Consider the following 19136-nt stretch of genomic DNA (forward strand, 5'->3'; position numbering starts at 1 on the left):
GCCCGGACGCAGCAGCGCGGGGTCGAGCACGTCGGGGCGGTTCGTCGCCGCGATGATGATAATGCCCTCGTTCGCCTCGAACCCGTCCATCTCGACGAGAAGCTGGTTCAGCGTCTGCTCGCGCTCGTCGTTCGAATTGCCGAGGCCATGGCCACGGCTACGGCCGACAGCGTCGATTTCGTCGATGAACAGGATGCACGGCGCGTTCTTCTTCGCCTGTTCGAACATGTCGCGCACACGGGATGCGCCGACACCGACGAACATTTCGACGAAGTCGGAACCCGAGATGGTGAAGAAGGGCACGCCCGCCTCGCCCGCGATCGCGCGGGCCAGCAGGGTCTTACCCGTGCCGGGCGAACCGACCAGCAGCGCACCCTTGGGGATCGTGCCGCCCAGCTTGGAGAAGCGTTGCGGGTCTTTCAGGAACTCGACGATTTCTTCCAGTTCCTCGCGCGCTTCGTCGATCCCGGCGACATCGGCAAAGGTCACCCGACCCTGCTTTTCGGTCAGCATCTTGGCCTTGGACTTGCCGAAGCCCATAGCGCCGCCCGCGCCGCCGTTCTTCTGCACCTGGCGCAGCGCGAAGAACGCAATGCCCAGAATCAGCAGGAAAGGCAGCGACTGGAAAAGGATGATGAGGAACAGGTTCGGCTCTTCCGTTGCCGTACCCGAATAGGTGACGCCATTATCGTCGAGCAGCTTGGTCAGCCCGGTATCGTTGCGCACCGGGACGGTTGCAAACGTCTCGTCGTTCTTGAGCTTGCCGGTAATGCGATCGTCGGCGATCTGCACTTCTTCCACGGTGCCGCTCGCCACCTGCTGGCGAAATTCCGAATAGCTGAGCGTCTTGTCCTCGCTTTGCGTGCCACCGCCGAACATCGACACGGCCAGCAGCAGGGCCAGGAAAATGCCGCCCCAGATCATCAGGCTGCGGATCCACGGGTTCGGCCCACCCGAGCCGCCGCCAGACCCCTGCCCGTCGGGCGTATTCTGATCACTCATCGGAAAATCGTCCTTTCCCGAACGAATGTAGGCGCGAGGGGATGAATGACAAGTTGCCTTCGCGTGTGGCGGGCTCCTTCGCCCACGCCGCAATCAGAAGCTGAAGGCGCGGCGGCCGAAGCCTTCGTTCGCAGGCGGAGGCACCTGCATCGCATCCGGCCTGTCAAACCGGCGTGCGGAGGTCGCATCGCGGATCGGCACCACGCGGGCACTTTCCTGCTCGCTGGCCGGGGCCGGGGCTGGCGCGGGAGACGCATCACGCTCAGGCTGCGGCAGCGCGCGCGGTCCACCTTCGGGCGGAGTCCCGCCAAGGCCCATCTGCGCGAGCTTGATTTCGAGCGCGGTATGCAACTGCTCGAACCCCTTGGAGGCGGGCGACCAATTGGCAAAGCTCGCGATCGGCTCCCGCCGGACGGCGACCTGCTCGATATAGGAGCTTTGCGGGATGACCGGCCAGTTCGCTGCCGCGTTTTCGCGCACCCAGCGGTGCAGCTTGCGCCGCTTGTCGTACATCGAAAGCACCGGCAGCACCGGCGGGTGGCCGGAATGCTTGGCCAGTTCCTTGCGGATAAAGCCGAAAGCGCGCGCAGCCAGCGGCGAAGCGGGCAGCGGCACCACGATCAGGTCCGCCGCTTCCATGATCTGCTCGCTGACCTCGTTGATCATCGGCGGGCAGTCGAGCACGATGCGTGGATATTCGCCCTTCATGAAGTTGAGCATCTGCGCGAGGCGTTTCTTCGTGCCGATGCGGGCCAGCTGCACGGGGAGATCGCGCAGGCTCTGGTCGGCGCCGATCAGCGAGAGGCCGTCGAACCGCGTCGGCTCGATCAGGTCGCGCGGCGCGCGGTTGTGATGGAAGGCGGAGATCGCGCGCTGCACTTTGCGCTCTTCGTGGCCCAGCAGGAAGCCCGCCCCGCCCTGCGGGTCGAGATCGAACAGCAGGGTCTCGTGGCCGCCGGTCTGCGAGAAGCGCCAGGCCAGATCGACCGCCATGGTTGTTTTCCCGACCCCACCCTTCATGCTGTAGACGGCGATGACGGCCATGTGCTTGCGCTCCCTGCTCGGTTCAATTCGGTGCGACCCGGCCTGCATGGATGGCAAAAAAAGAGCCCCCGGCAAGCACGCCGGAGGCTCCGTCCCAATCCTGGGACACGGCCACCGCAACAAGTTAACGGCAGGGGATTTTTCGGTTTGCGGCGCCAGCCCGCACCCCCTCCCGGCCAACCCATTGGGATTATCCTGTTGGGTTGGCCGGGAGGGGGTGCGGGCTGGTGCCGAAACACATTACATGCTCCGCGCGATCACCATCTTCATGATCTCGTTCGATCCTCCGAAAATCCGGGTCACCCGGCTGTCGCGATACATGCGCGCAATCGGGTAGTCGTTGATATAGCCGCTGCCGCCGTGGAGCTGCAGGCACTTGTCGACCACTTCGCCCTGCAACTCGGTCAGCCAGTATTTCGCCATGCACGCGGTCGGCACGTCGAGCTTGCCTTCGAGGTGCTTGGCGATGCAATCATTGACGAACACCTTGGCCGCGGTTCCGCGTGCCTTCAGGTCCGCGAGCACGAACTGCGTGTTCTGGAAATCCCAGATCGTCTTGCCGAACGCCTTGCGCTCTTTCGTGAAAGCGATGGTTTCTTCCAGCGCCCGCTCGATCGTGGTCATCGCGCCCATCGCGATGATGAGGCGTTCCTGCGGCAATTCGCCCATCAGCTGGTAGAAGCCCTGCCCCTCGACCCCGCCCAGCACGTTCTCGGCAGGCACGAACACATCGTCGAAGAACAGCTCCGAGGTGTCCTGAGCATCGAGCCCGATCTTGTCGAGCTTCTTGCCGCGCTGGAAGCCTTCGGCGCCTTCGGTCTCCAGCAGCATCAGCGAGATGCCCTTGGCGCGCTCGTTCGGGTCGGTCTTGGCGACCACGATCACGAAATCGGCGATCTGGCCGTTGGAGATATAGGTCTTGGCGCCGTTGATCCGGTATCCGTTGCCGTCTTTCAGCGCGGTGGTGGTGATGCCCTGGAGGTCGCTGCCCACGCCCGGCTCGGTCATCGCGATCGCACTCACCAGTTCGCCGCTCACCAGCTTGGGCAGGTATTTCTTCTTCTGCTCCTCGGTGCCGTGGCGCACGAGGTAGGGGAGGATGATCGTATTGTGCAGGCTGGCCGCGAAGCCTTCCACCCCGTGTTCCCCCTGCTGGTCGATCACGACCATCTCGTGCCGGAAATCGCCGCCGTGGCCGCCATATTCCTCGGGCACCGACGCGCCGAGCAGGCCCGCCGCGCCCGCCTCGTTCCAGAACTCGCGTTCCACCTGCCCGTCTTCGCGCCACTTGAGCACACGCTTTTCGGGCGCGTGTTTCTCGTAGAACTTGCCGACCGCGTCCGCGAAGATCGCGATCTCTTCGTCGTCCATGAAGGCGGGTTGCGCTACGTCGATTGCGGGCATGGCAGTTCCTCTCGAATGCTGTTTTGCATGCGAGCCTAGCAAACCGGTTGCAAACTGCAATCGGTCTGGCGCACCATCAGGAAATCGCGCCGGCCCCCCGCAAACTTGCGATTTCCTCCGCCGACAGCCCCAGATCGGCCAGCACGGAATCGCTGTCGTCACCTGGCATCGGGGCTGCGGCAGGCTGCGCCGTTTGCGTCCCGGAATAGCGTGGTGCGGGCGCCGGTTGCGGATCGCCGTCCACCTCGACAAAGGCCGCGCGCGCAACGTTATGCGGATGCTCGCGCGCCTCGCTCATGGTCAGCACGGGGGCGTAGCACACGTCCGAATGTTCGAGCAGCGCGTCCCACTCGTCGCGGGTCTTCGACCTGAAGATCGCCGCCAGCTTTTCCTTGAGAGCGGGCCAGCCTGCCGGGTTCATCTGAGCATCGAACTCCGCGTCCTCCGCAAGCCCCAGCCGCGCGCGCAGCTCGGCATAGAACTGCGGCTCGATGCTGCCGATACTCACGAACTTGCCGTCGGCAGTCTCGTACGTGTCGTAGAAATGTGCCCCGGTATCGAGCAGGTTTGCGCCCAGTTCCTCACGCCAGATGCCCTGGTTGGCCATGCCGTGGATCATCGCCATCAGCACCGCCGTGCCGTCGGTCATCGCGGCATCGACCACCTGGCCTTCCCCTCCGCGCGCCACGTTCAGCAGCGCCGAGACCATTCCGAAGGCGAGCATCATGCCACCGCCGCCGAAATCGCCGACCATGTTGATCGGCGGGGTCGGCTTCTCTCCGCTGCGCCCGAAATGGGCGAGCGCGCCTGCCAGCGCGATGTAATTGATGTCGTGTCCCGCGTAGGGCGCGTAGGGCCCGGTCTGGCCCCAGCCGGTCATCCGCCCGTAGACGAGCTTGGGATTGTCGGCGAGCAGCACGTCCGGCCCCAGCCCCAGCCGCTCCATCACACCCGGGCGAAAGCCCTCGATCAACCCGTCCGCACTAGCGCACAGCTTGCGGGCGAGCGCGAGGCCCTCTTCGCTCTTCAGGTTGAGCGCGATGGACTTGCGCCCGCGCGCCAGCACGTCCTTACTGGAGATCGGCTGCGAGCCGCCGCGCCCACCACTCGCCCGGTCCACCCGGATCACCTCGGCGCCGTGATCCGCCAGCATCATGCCGCAGAACGGGCCGGGTCCGATCCCTGCAAACTCGACGATGCGCAGCCCCGCGAGGGGCCCGGCCCCGGCCACTACTTGCCCTTCCAGTTCGGCTTGCGCTTCTCGGCGAAAGCAGCCGCGCCTTCGCGCGCATCCTCGCTCATAAAGATCTGCGGCAACAGCTTGGCCTGCTCGTCCCAGCGCGATTCGAGGCTCCACCCGCGCGATTCTTCGATCACCTGCTTGGAAACCTTGACCGCCAGCGGCCCGTTGGCGGCAATCGATTGTGCCAGTTCCAGCGCGCCGTCCATTGCGCTGCCATCGGTCACGCGGTTGATAAGCCCCAGATCGTAAGCGCGCGCAGCATCGATGAAATCGCCGGTCAGCGCCAACTCCATCGCAACCTTGTGCGGAATCTGTTCGGGCAGCTTCAGCAGCCCGCCGCCTGCCGCGACCAGCCCGCGCTTCGCCTCGGGGATGCCGAACTTCGCACCGCTGTTCGCGACCACCAGGTCGCACGCGATCATCAGTTCGAGGCCACCGGCCAGCGCGTAGCCTTCCACCGCCGCGATGACAGGCTTTTCCGGCGATTTCTGTGTCAGGCCGCCAAAGCCGCGCCCTTCGACCACGGGGCTTTCACCGCGCAGGAAGCCTTTCAGGTCCATGCCCGAACAGAAGGTGCCGCCCGCGCCGGTCAGGATCGCGACGCGCAGGTCGTCCTCGGCATCCAGCCGGTCGAGCGCCGGGGCAATGCCTTCTGCTGCGGCCTTGTTCATCGCGTTCTTGGCGTCGGGCCGGTTGATGGTGATGACGATGACGCCATCCTTCACTTCGGTCAGAATATCGTCGCTCATATGTCGCTCTCCCATGCGTATCGGTTTGCAACCGAAGTGCAGAAGCGAGCAGCCACGGTCAAGCGGCCATCAAAATGAGCGATTATCAGGAAAGTGGTGCCCAGAAGAGGACTCGAACCTCCACGACCTTGCGATCGCCGCCACCTGAAGACGGTGCGTCTACCAATTCCGCCATCTGGGCACACGCGGCATCCCGGTCATCGTCGTCCGGGGCCGAAGGTAGGCGCGGGCCACTAGCGGAGCTTGGCCCTGCCTGTCAACGCAATTGCGACGCTATGCGAACCTGGGTGCACGCACTTGCAGCAACCCGTGCCATCCGGCAAAGCGAACCGCAGAAAAGACGCGCCAACCTGCCGCCACGAAAGGCCTGAACAATGTCCAGAACCAACCCGCTGACCGACAAGCTGGTGACCATCTTCGGCGGCAGCGGTTTTATCGGGCGGCACGTGGCCGAAGACCTGCTGCAGCTGGGTGCACGCGTGCGGATCGCCAGCCGCACGCCGGAAGATGCGTTCTCTCTCAAGCCACTCGCCAAACTGGGCCAGCTGCAATTCGCGCGCTGCAACCTGCTGGACGAGGCAAGCGTGCGTGCGTGCGTGGATGGCAGCCATGCCGTGGTGAACCTCGTCGGCAGCTTCGATGGCAACCTGATGAAACTGATGGGCGAGGCGGCGGGCACTCTGGCACGCGCAGCCCGGGAAACCGGCGCGCAAAGCTTCGTCCAGGTCAGCGCGATCGGTGCCGATCCCGTTGGCCCATCCGAATATGCGCAGGCCAAGGCGCTGGGCGAGCAACTGGTGCGAGAGGCGTTTCCCGACGCCACCATCCTGCGCCCCTCGATCCTGTTCGGGCCCGATGGCGGCATCCTGCAGATGTTTGCGCCGCTGATCGCATCACTGCCCGTTCTTCCGGTGTTCGCTCCCGATGCGCCGCTCCAGATGGTGCATGTCGACGATGTCGCGGCGGCCATTGCCAAGGCGCTGCGCGAGCCGGGCCAGCACGCCGGCAAGACCTACGAGCTCGCCGGCCCCGACCGCTGGACCATGATGGAACTGAACAAGCGAATCGCGAAGGCGCAGCGCCGCAAGCGCGCGTTCGTGCCCATGCCCGATGCTGCCAGCGCAGCCTTTGCCGCCTTCCCCGGCACTCCTATGGGAATGGACCAGTGGCGCATGCTCAAGGCGGGCAGCGTTGCGAGTGCCGACCATCCGGGCTTTGCGGCCCTCGGCATTCAGCCGCGCCCGCTCGAGCTCGTGATCGACAGGTACATGGTGCATCACCGCAAGCACGGACGCTTTGCGGAGAAGATCGACAGCCTGGGCTGATCGCCGGGCTGGATCAGGTTTCTGCCGAGGCGCCCTCGGCAGTATCGCCCTTGTCCGCGATCAGGGCGATCGGCTCGACCAGCAAGATCGCGCCGTCATTGCCGCTGATGCGCACCCGCTCGCCCGCCGCCGTATCGGGCCCGCGTGCGATCCATTCGCTATCGCCGACCTTCACCCGCCCGCTGCCGCTTTCGATCGGCTGGACCACCAGCGCGGTATCGCCCACCATGCGGCCACCGCGCTGGTTCAGCAGCGGATCGCTGCTGACAATGGGCGATTCGCGCAGGTAACGGCGTGCGCTGTAGACCGCGATCAAGGCAATGCTGACGAAGCTGACGATTTCCAGCGGCCAGCCGAACCCGAACAGGAAGCTGAGCGCGCCGGTCGCGAGCGCCGCCGCTGCCAGCCAGATCAGGTAGACGCCCGGGGCCAGCAGTTCGAGCGCGGCGAGCGCGAGCCCGACGGCAAGCCACAGCCAGTAGTTGTCGACCCCGTCGATCACTGGGAATTACCCCGCCCAGTGCGCGGGACCGATGCACGCTTGCGCTCCTGCGGGATCGGCACGCCGCTGTCGGGCGCGTTTTCTTCGGGCTGGACGACACCGCGCACCAGCTCCCCGATACCACCGAGAGAACCGATCAGCTGCGTTGCCTCGACCGGGAACAGGATCGTCTTGGCATTGGGGCTGTCGGCAAACTTGCCGACGGCCTTGGTATATTCCTGCGCGACGAAGTAATTGATCGCCTGATTGCCCGAAGACGCAATCGCGTCGGACACCATCTGCGTCGCCTTGGCTTCGGCCTCGGCCGCACGTTCGCGGGCCTCGGCATCGCGGAAAGCTGCCTCGCGCTTGCCCTCCGCTTCGAGGATAGCCGATTGCTTGGAGCCTTCGGAGCGCAGGATGGCGCTGGTCTTGTCGCCCTCCGCCTCGAGGATCTCGGCGCGCTTCAGGCGCTCTGCCTTCATCTGCCGCGCCATCGCTTCGGAAATGTCGCGCGGCGGGCGGATATCCTTGATCTCGACGCGGGTGATCTTGACTCCCCACGGTGAGGTCGCGTGATCGACCACGCTCAGCAGGCGGGCATTGATCTCGTCGCGTTTGGAAAGCGTCTCGTCCAGGTCCATGCTGCCCATCACCGTGCGCAAATTGGTGGTGGTGAGCGCCATGATCGCGGGGTTGAGGCCGGAGACCTCGTAAGCCGCCTTGGGCGCATCGAGCACCTGGAAGAACACCACCGCATCGACCCCGACCATCGCGTTGTCCTTGGTGATGATTTCCTGCCCCGGGATATCGAGCACTTGCTCCATCATGTTGATGCGATGGCCCACGCGGTCGATCAGCGGGAAAATGATGGTCAGGCCGGGATCGGCAGCCTTCGTGAACTTCCCAAAGCGTTCGATCGTGTAGACATAGCCCTGCTTCACCATGGTGATCGCGGTCATCAAGAAGACCAGCAGAACAAAAACCAGCAGCCCGAGGACAACCCAACCCATGCGACTTCTCCTTATTCAGGGCGCAAGTCTAGCCGGGAGGCACACGGGGGCCAAGGAAAACCGGTTGCCGATGACCCGATTGGACTTGGTTTGCGTCGCCGCACCGTCGCAGGCGGGATGCGAACCGGGCATAGAAAAAGGGCCGCCTCGCAAGAGACGGCCCTTTTCGGGAATTTGAAGCTGTCGAAGCTCTTACGAGCTGACCGAGTCGTCGATCAGTTCAGTACCCGCAACGATGGCACCCGCGACGATCGCGATGATCAGCAGCTGGCTCATGCCGGGGCTGAGTTCCGATTCTTCCGAAACCGGAGCGGTACCGCGAACGGTTTCAGCCTGGGCAATCGTGCCGCCAGCGAGCGTGAGTGCCGCAGCGGCGGCGAGAGTCTTACCAAAGCGCATCGTGTATTCCCCTTTAGGATCAGATTTGTTTGCCTAATGCCTTCCATGGCCGAAGAACGCAACCCTCTCTTCCGTTTCACCGGAGCGCGTGGATCAATGTCGCATTTTGGCCACAGCCCGAAATGTCACAGTACAGCGTTGTAAAGCCGCAGAAGTTCCCCGTAAGCCTGTTCGGCTGCGTCCTGGTTGTATGCCGGGCTGTCAGGCACCGTCCAGCCGTGGTTCCCGGCATAGACCTCGATCACTGCGGGACGACCGGCCTTCGCCGCAGCATCACGCAAAATACCCCTGGAATCCGGTGACTTGGCATCGTCATCCGCCGCGATAGCAACAAGATAGCGCGCCTGCGTATCGTCGAACGTGCGGTGTGGGCTCATGGGGTCGCCTTCGCGTACCAGCCCGCCGCCATGGAAGCTGGCGACGCCCTTGATCCTATCGGGAACTGCGGCAGCAGACCAGAAGGTGAAGGGCCCGCCCATACAGTAACCTTGCGTGCCGATCCCGCGTGAAGTGTCCACCTCGTCCTGCGAATCGAGCCAGCCGACCGCCGCCCTGGCGTCGGCCATGATGGCTTGAGCGGTCAGCTTCTCGCGCCAGGGGGTGACCTTGCCGAAACCGCCATTGCCGGCAAAGTCGGCAAAATCCTGGAATTGCTGGCCCGTCACGTCCCGGTAATACGGGTTGACCACTAGCACGGCGTAGCCTCGGCCCGCCAGCCGCCGCGCCATGTTGCGCTTTGCCTCGCGCAGGCCCGCAATATCCGGCCAGAACAGCACAGCTGGCCACGGGCCGCCTACCGGCGCCACGAAAAAGCCGTCCATCGTGCCCGCCTCCGTCGCGAAGCTGACCTGTCGCTCGCTCATCGCGGGCAGCGTAACGTCGCTATCGCCACCGCTCGCCATCGGAGCGCAGGCGCCGACTGCGGCAGCACCCGAGAGCATGCCGAACTGCCGCCGGTTGAGCCCTTCGCGTGCCCAGCGGGCCAGCTGCTTCTCATCACACATACCGGTCTCTCCCCTGTTTCATCCTGCGATTGGGCAATCGCGACCTGCCAAGGGTTCGCTTACTGCTTCTCGAATGCGGCGCTGATCTTAAGTTCCACCTCGTCGCTGACCATGGGGATGGCATAATCGATCCCAAATTCGGAGCGAAGGATGGTGCCGCTAGCCTCGAATCCGACCGTTTCGACCTGGCTGCGCGGATGGGCGCCAGCGCCGGTGAACCGCGCATCGATCGTAACCGGCCGGGTAACACCATTTAGGGTCAAATTCCCGGTGATTTCAGCCGACGTTTCGCCCGCCCCGAGATTGACACTGGTCGACACGAAACGCGCAGCCTCGGGCTCGGCACCGAAGAAATCGGGATCGCCACCATCCTTGCCCGGGCGCAGCAGGTGATCGCGCAGGCCGGAGCTGACCACCGCCACGCTGGCGATCGGGATCGTCACATCCAGCTTGGCGTTTTCGGGAGCTTCGGGGTCGAGCTCCAAGGTGCCTTCAACATCGCCGAATGCGCCGAAATAATCGTTGAAGCCAAAATGGTTTACTGTCCACGCGACCAGCGTGTGCGATGGATCTGTCACATAGGTTCCACCGCTGACGCGGCTAGTGTCCATGGTGCCGGGCAATTCGGGCGCTTCCTGCAGCGCGAGAGCGGGAACGGTGGCGGCACCGATGAGGGCGAACACGGCGAAGGACTGGGCTATACGCATGGGATGAGGCTCCGTGGTCAGGTATTTGCTCGCGCGGGCGGACATGCCCGTGCACGCAGGTTCATCCGATCAAAGCCCCGACAACCCATCGGGTTCCGCACCGAAACCGGTTTCAGCACCACGTCAGCGCTCTCACTCGCCGGTATAGTCCGCCCCGTACACCGCATCGCGGATATCGTGGTGCAGCGTTCCGTCGAACGGCACCTTCTGCGTCGCAAAGACGACCGCCATATCCTGCTGCGGATCGACCCAGAACAGCATGGAAGGATACCCGTCCCAGAAGAATTCTCCCACGCTGCCGCGATTTTCTTCCGGCGTCTGCGGTGGAGCGGTACGGACGAAGAAATCGACGCCGAACCCGCCGCTGCCCTTGCCCGGCAGCCACGCGCGATCCTCCAGGGCAATCCGGGGATCGAGCATGTCCGTCGACATCACGCGGATCGTCCCCGGCTGGAGAATTCGTGCGCCGTCCAGCTCGCCTTCGTTCAGCAACATCCGGGCGAACCGCATGTAGTCATCAACCGTAGTCACGATGCCCGATCCGCCCATCGTCATCGGCTTGCCCATGAAGTTCGCTTCGAGCCACACGTCGCGGGGCATGGGCTGCAGCGCGCCTGCTTCGTCGGCGAGATAAATGCGAGCGAGGCGTGGCACATCGGCCTCGTCGCGTCGCCATCCGCTGTCTGCCATCTTCAGCGGCACGAAGATGCGATCCTGCACGTAATCGGCAAAGTCCTGCCCGGAGAGCACCTCGACCAGCCGCGCCTGCACGTCGACCCCGGCGCTGTAATGCCAGTGCGTGCCCGGATCGTGGAGCAGCGGTACCTTCGCCATCGCATCGGCGAATTCGGCGAGTGTCTTGTCCCCGCTGAGCGGTTGCAGCTCTTCCCATAGCCGGTCGGCGGCGTTTTGCGGATTGCCGCCCGCGCCATAAGTGAAACCCGCCGTATGGCGCAGGACATCGCGAATTGTGATCGGGCGCGCCGGATCGCGCAGGATCGGGGTGCCGTCGGCATCCTCGCCCGCGAGCACGTTCACATCTGCAAATTGCGGCAGGTGCCAAGCCAGCGGATCGTCGAGCCCGAACTTGCCCTGTTCCCACAATTGCATCAGCGCGACGCCGGTGACCGGCTTGGTCATCGAGAATATCTGCACCAGCGTATCGCGCGCAAACGCCCTGCCCTCTTCGCGCGAGGCTTCGCCAGCTGCCTCGAAGCAGCGCTCCACTCCGTCCTTCCACACGAGCGTGGAAGCCCCCACCGTGCGCCCCTGCGCCACCGCAGTGTCCAGAAATGCCGCGATCCGGGTACAATCGGGTTCGAATGCTTGCGCGTCCTGCGCTGCAGCGGGAGCCGTCATCAGCCCGACAGCAGCCAGCGCCAGAATGCGCGATACGAAAACTCTCATGGAAACCTCCCCGGCTTTTTGCGCCATGGTAGCGCTCACCCGGAAAGGAGCAAGGCGCGTCAGCGCCGCGTCAGCGCTTCTTCGCTTTGAGCCATCAGCCGCTCCATAATCACCGCCACCGGCTCTTCGGCCTTGAGCATTCCGACGCTCTGCCCCGCCATCAGGCTGCCGTTCTCCACGTCGCCATCGATCACTGCCTTGCGCAGAGCACCGGCCCAGTAATGCTCGATCTGGAGCTGGGCTTCGGCCATCCCCACCTCGCCCGCATCGAGCATCGCGGCAACCTCGCGCTGCTTGGCGGTGAACGCTTCCGTCCCCTTGTTCTTCAGCGCGCGAACGGGGATCACCGGGAGGCGCGGATCGACCTGCACCGAGGTCACCGCATCGCGCGCATTGGCGCGGAAGAAGGCCTGTTTGAACTTCTCGTGCGCGATACTTTCCGTCGCACAGGCGAAGCGCGTGCCGAGCTGCACGCCGACCGCGCCCATCTCCAGGTATCCCGCGATCGCCTGCCCGCGCCCGATGCCGCCCGCAACGAAGACGAGGTGGTCTTGCGAAAGTTCTGGCAGGAATTCCTGCGCCAGCACGCTGGTGGAAACCGGGCCGATATGGCCGCCCGCCTCCATCCCTTCGATCACCAGCGCATCGCCGCCAGAGCGCAGCAGCTTCTTCGCCAGCGCCAGGGTGGGTGCGAAAACGATGACCTTGGCCGGGTTCTTGCCGCCCTTGATCGCCTCGACGCTGCCCTTGGGGGGGATGCCGCCCGCCAGCACCACATGGGTGACCGCGTGTTTCTCGCACACGGCAATCAGGTCGAACAGTTGAGGATGCATCGTGATGAGGTTCACGCCGAAGGGCTTGTCGGTCATCGCCTTCGTCGCGGCGATCTCTGCATCGAGCAATTCCGGCGTCATGGCGCCGCAGGCGATCACGCCGAAGCCACCCGCGTTGGAGATGGCGGAAACGAGGTTGCGCTCGCTCACCCAGCTCATCGCGCCGCACAGGATGGCGTGCTCGCTGCCAAGGAATTCGGTGCCGCGCCGCATCAGCGCATCGGTCTTGGGAGTATTGCTCATGGAGCGGCGCTTAGGCCTCGGCCCCGCCATATTCAATCCGCAGGCGGCCCGCGGCTTGTGAAGCCATGCGACGGGCATTGTCGGTAGTGCCACCCGTGGCCAGTGCGACGCCCATACGGCGGTAGGGCCGCGTTACAGGCTTGGCGAAGATGCGGATGTCCGCTCCGTCGGCCATCGCCTCGGCGAGGCCATGATAGCTGACGGCCTCGCTCTCGCGATCCGCGAGGATCACCGCGCTGGCGGCAGGGCGCGCGCGGATCGTCTCCGGCACCGGCAGCCCCATCACCGCGCGGGCGTGCAGATCGAACTCGGTCAGGTTCTGGCTCACCAGCGTGACCATCCCGGTATCGTGCGGGCGGGGCGACAGCTCGGAGAAGATGACTTCATCACCGCGGACAAAGAACTCGACCCCGAAGAGGCCGTATCCGCCCAAGTTGTCGACCACTCTGCGCGCCATATCCTGCGCATCGGCCAGCGCAGCCTCGCTCATAGCCATTGGCTGCCAGCTTTCCTGATAGTCGCCGCGTTCCTGCCGGTGGCCGATGGGAGGGCAGAAGGTGACGCCGTTCTTATGGCGAACGGTCAGCAAGGTGATCTCGTAGTCGAAGTCGATGAACTGCTCGACGATCACCCGCGCCCGGTCGCCCCGCATATTGGCGACCGCATAGTCCCACGCGGCCTCCAGCCCTTCGGCGTCGTGAACCGTACTCTGGCCCTTGCCGGAGGACGACATGACCGGCTTGATGACGCAGGGAAAGCCCGTGTCGCTCGCCGCCGCGCGCACCTCGTCGAGGCTGGTCGCGTAGCCGTAGAGCGAGGTACGTACGCCAAGCTCCTGCGCCGCCAGATCGCGAATGGCGTCGCGGTTCATAGTCAGCTGCGCCGCGCGCGCGGTCGGCACCACATGCACGCCCGCCGCCTCCACCTCGGCCAGAACCTCGGTGCGGATCGCCTCGATCTCGGGCACGACATGGTCGGGCCGGTGCTTCTCGATCACGGCACGCAGCGCCTCGCCATCGAGCATCGAGAACACTTCGCGCGCATCAGCCAGCTGCATAGCGGGCGCATTGTCGTAGCTGTCGCAGGCGATCACGTATGCGCCCAGCCGCTTGGCCGAGATCACGAACTCGCGCCCCAGCTCGCCCGAGCCGAGCAGCAGGATTGTCGCAGTGTGGCTCAAGCGCTGTCTCCCGGCACCTTGAGTTCGACGTGGCCATCCGCATCGATCGGCCAGAAAGGGTTCCAGGCGATTTCCCACGCGTGCCCGTCCGGGTCGGCAACATAACCCCGGTAGCCGCCGTGGGGCGGTTCGTCCGCCTCGCGAAGCGGAGACGCGCCGGATGCAATCAACCGCGCCATCACGGCATCGACTTCAGCTTTGTTCGCCACATTATGCGCCAGCGCAAAGAGCGAGGAGCCGCCGCGCTTCCGTGCCATATCGTCTTCGAACTCGTCGCTGGCGAACACGCCGAAGACGAACCCGTTCATCTGGTAGAACGCGACACTCTCGTTGCGGAATTCGGGTTCCCAGCCGAAGCCATCGCTATAGAAGGCGACCGACCTCGCAATATCGTCACTGCCCAAGGTGACGACTGCAATCGACCGCAGGAGAGCCTCGCTGCTCAAGCCGTCGCGTCCCCAAGGTCATCGGGCGCATCCAGCCCGTAGGCAGTGTGCAGCACGCGCACGGCCAGCTCGGTCTCGTCCTCGTCGATCATCACCGAGACCTTGATCTCGGACGTCGTGATCGCTTGGATGTTGATGCCGCGTTCGGCCAGTGCGCGGAACATGTCGCTCGCCACGCCCGCGTGGCTCTTCATCCCCACGCCGACGACGCTGATCTTGGCGATGTGGCTGTCGGTGATGATCCGGTTGTAGCCGATCGCCTCGCGCTTGTCCTCGAGCAGGGCCTGCGCGCGTGCGAGATCCGCCTGGGGGATCGTGAAGGTCACGTCGGTCTCGCCCTTGTCGCGGCCCACGTTCTGGATGATCATGTCGACATTGATGCTGGCTTCCGCCAGCGGGCCGAAGATCTCCGCCACCGCGCCCGGCTTGTCCGGCACGCGGGTCAGGATGATCTTGGCTTCGTTCTTGTCGTGCGCGATGCCGGTGACGAGCTTGCGTTCCATTTTTCCCTCTTCGACCATCCGCTCCATTTCGTCTTCGGAGACGATCAGCGTGCCCGGCAGGTCGTCTGCCGGGGTCGCGTTGTCGTCCACAAAGCTGGAGAGTACCTGTATCCTGACGCCTTCCTTCATCGCGAGGCTGACAGACCGGGTCTGCAGCACCTTCGCGCCGACAGAAGCGAGTTCGAGCATTTCTTCGTAGGTCACTGCGGTCAGCTTGCGCGCCTTGGCGACGATACGCGGATCGGTGGTGTAGACCCCATCCACATCGGTGTAGATATCGCAGCGGTCGGCCTTCACCGCCGCCGCCACGGCGACTGCGCTGGTATCCGATCCGCCGCGCCCCATAGTGGTGACGCGGCCTTCCGCGCTCATGCCCTGGAACCCGGGGATCACTGCGATCGTACCCTCACCCATGCTGGCGAGCAGCGCATCGCTGTCGATCGCATCGACGCGCGCCTTGGCATGGGCTTCGATGGTCCGCACGGGAAGCTGCCAGCCGAGCCAGCTGCGCGCCTTCTGCCCCAGCGATTGGAGAGTGAGTGCCAGCAGGCCAGAGGTGACCTGCTCCCCGCTGGCAACGACCACATCGTATTCGGCTGGGTCATAAAGCGCGTGGGCTTCGCGTGCGAAGTTGACCAGCCGGTCCGTCTCGCCCGCCATCGCGGAGACGACCACCGCGACCTCGTTGGGCGTGCCCTCACGGCCCGCCGCCTGCTTGCGCACGATCTGCGCGACCCGGCGAATACGCTCGGTCCCCGCCATCGACGTGCCGCCGAATTTCATCACGATCCGCGCCAAGGCGTGGGCTCTCCTTGCTGGTGCGACTCCGGGCGCGGTGTTAGGGAGCGCGCATGAGCGATGCAACAGAGACTATCCGCCCGGACGAGGCCGCACACTTCGGCGCGCTGGCGGCGGATTGGTGGGACCCGAAGGGTTCATCCGCCATGCTCCACCGGCTGAACCCGGTGCGGCTGGGCTTCATTCGGGAGGCGATCGACCGGCACTGGGGCGGCGATATCGAGAGCGTGAGCCCGCTGGCGGGCAAGTCTGCGGTGGATGTCGGATGCGGCGCTGGCCTGCTGTGCGAGCCCTTGTCGCGCCTTGGTGCCGACGTCACAGGTGTCGACGCCGCGCCCGAGAATGCGGCAGCAGCGGCGGCCCATGCCGAGGCTGCCGGGCTCGACATCCGCTACATGGCTGGTGAGATCGGCGCGCTCGACCTCGGCACGTTCGATCTCGTCACTTGCATGGAGGTGATCGAGCATGTCGCGGACAAGCCTGCCTTCATCGCCGCGCTGGCAAGCAAGCTAGCCGATGACGGGCTCCTGATCCTCTCCACCCCCAACCGCACAGCTGCCAGCCGAGTGCTGCTGGTCGGCGCGGCGGAGGCGGTGGGCGCTGTACCCAGGGGCACCCACCATTGGGACGACTTCGTCACACCCGAAGAGCTGACCGACCTGCTCGGCGCGGCGGGCCTTGCGGTTACGCAGACGCAGGGCATCGCCTGGCGCCCAGGCAAGGGCCTGCACCTGTTGGAGGATATGAGCCTCAACTACATCCTCGCCGCGCGGCGCGCCTGACCGCACACGGATTTGCGCTGCCCTCATCCGCGCGCTACGCTCGTGACCATCGTTTAGAGGGGGACGAGTTGAAAACGGGCACCTTTGCAATTCTGGCATTCCTTCCACTCGTTATTGCCTGTGGCGACGCAACGGCAGAGGCAGGCGAAAGCGAGGTGGCTGCCGCAACGCAGGCCGGGCCCGCCACCACGCCGTTGCGCGGTCCCGACCTTTCTGACTTCCTCGACTTCAACGACCCGGGCGACTGCAACTGGAGCATTCGCGCGCTCGAGACTGCGCGCGGATCGTGGGAATGGGGCGAAGGCGACGAGAACGTGCCGTCCACCCACCCGATGGAGGAAGCCGAGGGTGGCGAAGTCTCTGCCCGGCTCGATTACGAGCCGTTCCCCGACCAGCCCGATGTCTGGCGTGCCGACGTCGATTTCGAAGGCGTCTGGAACGGCCTTCAGGTCGTCGGTATCCGGACCGACTACTACCCCGATGACAGCGAACTTGCCGGTTCGATCATGTCGATCCGCTTCGCCGAGCCGATTGCGGTCGTGGCCCCGAAGCTGGCCGACCTCGGCTTCCCGATCGGTGCCGATGGCCAGGGCACGGTACGCGCGACCGAGTCCGAAAAGGGCTTCGCCGCGCGGATCGTCACCGACATGAAACGCGAGGGCGACGAGACCCTGTTCGCCTGCAACTTCGTGTTCGACGACCCGAACGCGTGGAGGTACATGTAGCGCTGGTCGGTCAGCGCCCCTGCACCAGCCCCGGATCGTCGGTGAAATAACCGTCGACCCCGGCGGCCTCCAGCAGCTTCACCAGGCCAAGCATGTCGCCCACACCGTTCTCGCTCGCGTCCGATCGCAGCGACGGCGGCAGGAACACGTTCTCCTTGCGCACGGTCCACGGGTGGACCTTCAACCCCGCAGCCTGGGCGTTCTTCACCAGATCGGTCGGCGTCCCGTCGTCGTTCAGCACATGGCCCATGAACGGCCCGATACCGTCGGCATAGGTCGCGACCTCGGCTAGCCCCGTGGGCGACATGATCCCCGCCCAGCTCATGCCCGGTTCGTCGAACGGGCCACCCTCGGGCCGGATCAGCAGGATCAGCGGCGTGTCGATCATCTTGTCGAGCCGCTGGAGCGGGCCGACCTCGAACACCTGTACGAACACCATCGCGTCCGCGCCAGCGAGCCCTTCCTTGCGTAGCTGGCGCACCAGCAGGTCGACCGTATCGATGCCCGCTTCCTGCAACAGCCAGGTGGGATGCTTGAGTTCGGGGTAAAGCCCGATCTTGCGCCCGGTTTCTTCCTCCTTCGCACGCTTGAGCGCGATGATCTCGGCAAAGGTCGGGACCTGATACAGCCCGTCGAAGATCGCATTCGCGGGGCGCAGCGCGGGCATCCGCTCCTTCGCGCGCAAGGTGCGCAATTCGGCAAGCGTGAAGTCCTCCGCGAACCAGCCATTGATCAGCTGGCCCTCGATATCCTTGGTCTTGCGCCGGTCGGCAAATTCCGGGCGGTCACCGACATCGGTCGTCTCGCCGATCTCGTTTTCGTGCCGGGCGACCAGCACCATGTCCTTGGTCACCACCAGATCGGGCTCGATATAGTCCGCGCCTTGGTCGATCGCGCGTTCGTAGGATGCCAGCGTATGCTCGGGCCGCTCGCCCGAAGCTCCGCGATGCGCGATCACCAGCATGTCGTCAGCCGCCATGGCGGGAGCCACCGTCGCGATCAGGGCCAGTGCGCCCGCCATCTTCACGATTGGCCATCTCAGCACAATTCATCCTTCCATTCCGCTTCCTTGAAGCCGACCAGCAGGCCGCGCCCTGTTTCAGCATTGGCATATTCCAGCACCGGCCGTTTGATCAGGCTTGGATGTTGCACCATCAAGGCAACAGCCTTGTCGCGCGTCAGATCGGCCTTGTCGGCATCGTCGAGCTTGCGAAACGTGGTCCCGCGCTTGTTGAGCAGCACTTCCCAACCGGCTGCGTCGGCCCACGCGCCAACCTCGCTCGCACTCGGCGCGTCCTTCTTGAAGTCACGGAAGGTATGATCGAGGCCCTGCGCCTCCAGCCACTTGCGCGCCTTTTTCACCGTGTCGCAATTGGGAATGCCGTTGATCGTGATCGTCATGAGTCCTCGTTGGTCTCGAACCGCGCAATGTCGGGATCGGCGCAGGTGAACATCGTGTAGCTCTCGTAGTAGCTTTGCCTGCCCTTGCCCTGAACGGGTGCGTGCTCGCCATGTGCGCGCCAGGCCTTGGCTGCGGCCTTGCTCTCCCATTCGGAGATAGTGACCGTCTCGCCATCCTCTGCAGTATAGGTTTTCACGGCGAGAAAGCCCGCCTGGGCCTTCGCCAGTTCGACCATCCGTTGCGCATCGCGGGCATAGGCCGCCGCGTCGTGATCGGGCGATTTGCGGCTGCGGAAGACGACGAGATACATCAGCAATCCACCCGCGATATTTCGGCTAGGCGGCAAAGTCTGACACACCTGACACAGTGTTCAAAGGCCAAAAAGTTCGTCCGGGCGTGCCTGCTGGAAAATGTGTGCAGCAGGGAAGGCAGGCGGCAGCTTGGCA

21 protein-coding genes and 1 tRNA gene are annotated in these 19136 nt (G+C 64.6%); 3 read left to right on the forward strand and 19 right to left on the reverse strand.

Going from position 1 to position 19136, the window contains the following annotated elements; translation table 11 throughout:
• The 6 genes from ACEQXE_RS07570 to ACEQXE_RS07595 form a co-directional block, all read right to left on the reverse strand.
• Positions 1 to 1002, reverse strand: a 1002-nt coding sequence (locus tag ACEQXE_RS07570) for an ATP-dependent metallopeptidase FtsH/Yme1/Tma family protein (protein WP_370178293.1), incomplete at its 3' end; no start/stop codon positions are given.
• A gap of 93 nt (positions 1003 to 1095) precedes the next feature.
• Entirely contained in the window at positions 1096 to 2046 is a 951-nt protein-coding gene (locus ACEQXE_RS07575; protein WP_370178294.1) for a ParA family protein, read from the reverse strand.
• A gap of 240 nt (positions 2047 to 2286) precedes the next feature.
• Positions 2287 to 3450 (reverse strand): acyl-CoA dehydrogenase family protein, encoded by a 1164-nt coding sequence (locus tag ACEQXE_RS07580; RefSeq protein ID WP_370178295.1) that lies wholly within the window; start codon positions 3448 to 3450, stop codon positions 2287 to 2289.
• Between the two features lie 76 nt (positions 3451 to 3526).
• On the reverse strand, positions 3527 to 4681 hold the full coding sequence (locus ACEQXE_RS07585; protein WP_370178296.1) for a CaiB/BaiF CoA transferase family protein: 1155 nt from the start codon (positions 4679 to 4681) through the stop codon (positions 3527 to 3529).
• The gene (locus tag ACEQXE_RS07590) at positions 4681 to 5442 is read right to left on the reverse strand and encodes a crotonase/enoyl-CoA hydratase family protein (RefSeq protein WP_370178297.1); all 762 of its coding nucleotides are present in this window, start codon (positions 5440 to 5442) and stop codon (positions 4681 to 4683) included. Before ACEQXE_RS07590 ends, ACEQXE_RS07585 begins: the two co-directional genes overlap by 1 nt.
• A 94-nt stretch (positions 5443 to 5536) precedes the next feature.
• A tRNA-Leu gene (locus tag ACEQXE_RS07595) sits at positions 5537 to 5623 on the reverse strand.
• 193 nt (positions 5624 to 5816) lie between these two features.
• Here ACEQXE_RS07595 and ACEQXE_RS07600 point away from each other — a divergent pair.
• On the forward strand, positions 5817 to 6767 hold the full coding sequence (locus ACEQXE_RS07600) for a complex I NDUFA9 subunit family protein (protein WP_370178298.1): 951 nt from the start codon (positions 5817 to 5819) through the stop codon (positions 6765 to 6767).
• Between the two features lie 13 nt (positions 6768 to 6780).
• Here ACEQXE_RS07600 and ACEQXE_RS07605 read toward each other — a convergent pair whose 3' ends face one another.
• From ACEQXE_RS07605 to ACEQXE_RS07650, 10 genes are all read right to left on the reverse strand, one after another.
• Positions 6781 to 7269 (reverse strand): NfeD family protein, encoded by a 489-nt coding sequence (locus tag ACEQXE_RS07605; protein WP_370178299.1) that lies wholly within the window; start codon positions 7267 to 7269, stop codon positions 6781 to 6783.
• Positions 7266 to 8261: an SPFH domain-containing protein gene (locus ACEQXE_RS07610; protein WP_370178300.1), complete on the reverse strand. Its 996-nt coding sequence runs from the start codon at positions 8259 to 8261 to the stop codon at positions 7266 to 7268. The genes ACEQXE_RS07605 and ACEQXE_RS07610 overlap by 4 nt, the downstream gene beginning before the upstream one ends.
• A gap of 192 nt (positions 8262 to 8453) precedes the next feature.
• Positions 8454 to 8660, reverse strand: a complete 207-nt coding sequence (locus ACEQXE_RS07615) for a hypothetical protein (protein WP_370178301.1) — start codon at positions 8658 to 8660, stop codon at positions 8454 to 8456.
• A gap of 125 nt (positions 8661 to 8785) precedes the next feature.
• Positions 8786 to 9664 (reverse strand): dienelactone hydrolase family protein, encoded by an 879-nt coding sequence (locus ACEQXE_RS07620; protein ID WP_370178302.1) that lies wholly within the window; start codon positions 9662 to 9664, stop codon positions 8786 to 8788.
• A 59-nt stretch (positions 9665 to 9723) separates the two neighbouring features.
• Positions 9724 to 10371 carry a YceI family protein gene (locus ACEQXE_RS07625; protein WP_370178303.1) on the reverse strand — a complete coding sequence of 216 codons (648 nt, stop codon included), beginning with the start codon at positions 10369 to 10371 and terminating at the stop codon, positions 9724 to 9726.
• Positions 10372 to 10503: 132 nt separating this feature from the next.
• Positions 10504 to 11778 carry a serine hydrolase domain-containing protein gene (locus ACEQXE_RS07630; RefSeq protein ID WP_370178304.1) on the reverse strand — a complete coding sequence of 425 codons (1275 nt, stop codon included), beginning with the start codon at positions 11776 to 11778 and terminating at the stop codon, positions 10504 to 10506.
• A 59-nt stretch (positions 11779 to 11837) separates the two neighbouring features.
• Positions 11838 to 12854 (reverse strand): NAD(P)H-dependent flavin oxidoreductase, encoded by a 1017-nt coding sequence (locus ACEQXE_RS07635; RefSeq protein ID WP_370178305.1) that lies wholly within the window; start codon positions 12852 to 12854, stop codon positions 11838 to 11840.
• 10 nt (positions 12855 to 12864) lie between these two features.
• On the reverse strand, positions 12865 to 14034 hold the full coding sequence (purT, locus tag ACEQXE_RS07640; RefSeq protein WP_370178306.1) for a formate-dependent phosphoribosylglycinamide formyltransferase: 1170 nt from the start codon (positions 14032 to 14034) through the stop codon (positions 12865 to 12867).
• Positions 14031 to 14480 carry a VOC family protein gene (locus ACEQXE_RS07645; RefSeq protein WP_370178307.1) on the reverse strand — a complete coding sequence of 150 codons (450 nt, stop codon included), beginning with the start codon at positions 14478 to 14480 and terminating at the stop codon, positions 14031 to 14033. Before ACEQXE_RS07645 ends, purT begins: the two co-directional genes overlap by 4 nt.
• Positions 14477 to 15781, reverse strand: coding sequence for an aspartate kinase (locus ACEQXE_RS07650; protein ID WP_370178308.1), 1305 nt, complete (start codon positions 15779 to 15781; stop codon positions 14477 to 14479). The genes ACEQXE_RS07645 and ACEQXE_RS07650 overlap by 4 nt, the downstream gene beginning before the upstream one ends.
• 53 nt (positions 15782 to 15834) lie before the next feature.
• On the opposite strand from ACEQXE_RS07650, the gene ubiG reads away from it, so the two are divergent.
• Together ubiG and ACEQXE_RS07660 are read left to right on the forward strand one after the other, a co-directional pair.
• Entirely contained in the window at positions 15835 to 16563 is a 729-nt protein-coding gene (ubiG, locus tag ACEQXE_RS07655) for a bifunctional 2-polyprenyl-6-hydroxyphenol methylase/3-demethylubiquinol 3-O-methyltransferase UbiG (protein ID WP_370178309.1), read from the forward strand.
• 68 nt (positions 16564 to 16631) lie between these two features.
• On the forward strand, positions 16632 to 17288 hold the full coding sequence (locus tag ACEQXE_RS07660; protein WP_370178310.1) for a hypothetical protein: 657 nt from the start codon (positions 16632 to 16634) through the stop codon (positions 17286 to 17288).
• 10 nt (positions 17289 to 17298) lie between these two features.
• On the opposite strand, the gene ACEQXE_RS07665 is transcribed toward ACEQXE_RS07660, so the two are convergent.
• Genes ACEQXE_RS07665 through ACEQXE_RS07675 form a run of 3 tightly spaced genes read right to left on the reverse strand, consistent with a single transcriptional unit; the run spans position 17299 to position 19000 of the window.
• A complete protein-coding gene (locus ACEQXE_RS07665; protein ID WP_370178330.1) occupies positions 17299 to 18309 on the reverse strand; it encodes a glycerophosphodiester phosphodiesterase family protein in 1011 nt (336 codons plus the stop codon).
• A 17-nt stretch (positions 18310 to 18326) separates the two neighbouring features.
• Positions 18327 to 18689 (reverse strand): arsenate reductase, encoded by a 363-nt coding sequence (locus ACEQXE_RS07670; RefSeq protein WP_370178311.1) that lies wholly within the window; start codon positions 18687 to 18689, stop codon positions 18327 to 18329.
• The gene (locus ACEQXE_RS07675; RefSeq protein WP_370178312.1) at positions 18686 to 19000 is read right to left on the reverse strand and encodes an antibiotic biosynthesis monooxygenase; all 315 of its coding nucleotides are present in this window, start codon (positions 18998 to 19000) and stop codon (positions 18686 to 18688) included. Before ACEQXE_RS07675 ends, ACEQXE_RS07670 begins: the two co-directional genes overlap by 4 nt.
• Positions 19001 to 19136: the final 136 nt, after the last annotated feature.

Origin of the sequence: Alteriqipengyuania sp., from assembly GCF_964222115.1 — a bacterium.
Taxonomy (GTDB): Bacteria; Pseudomonadota; Alphaproteobacteria; order Sphingomonadales; family Sphingomonadaceae; genus Alteriqipengyuania.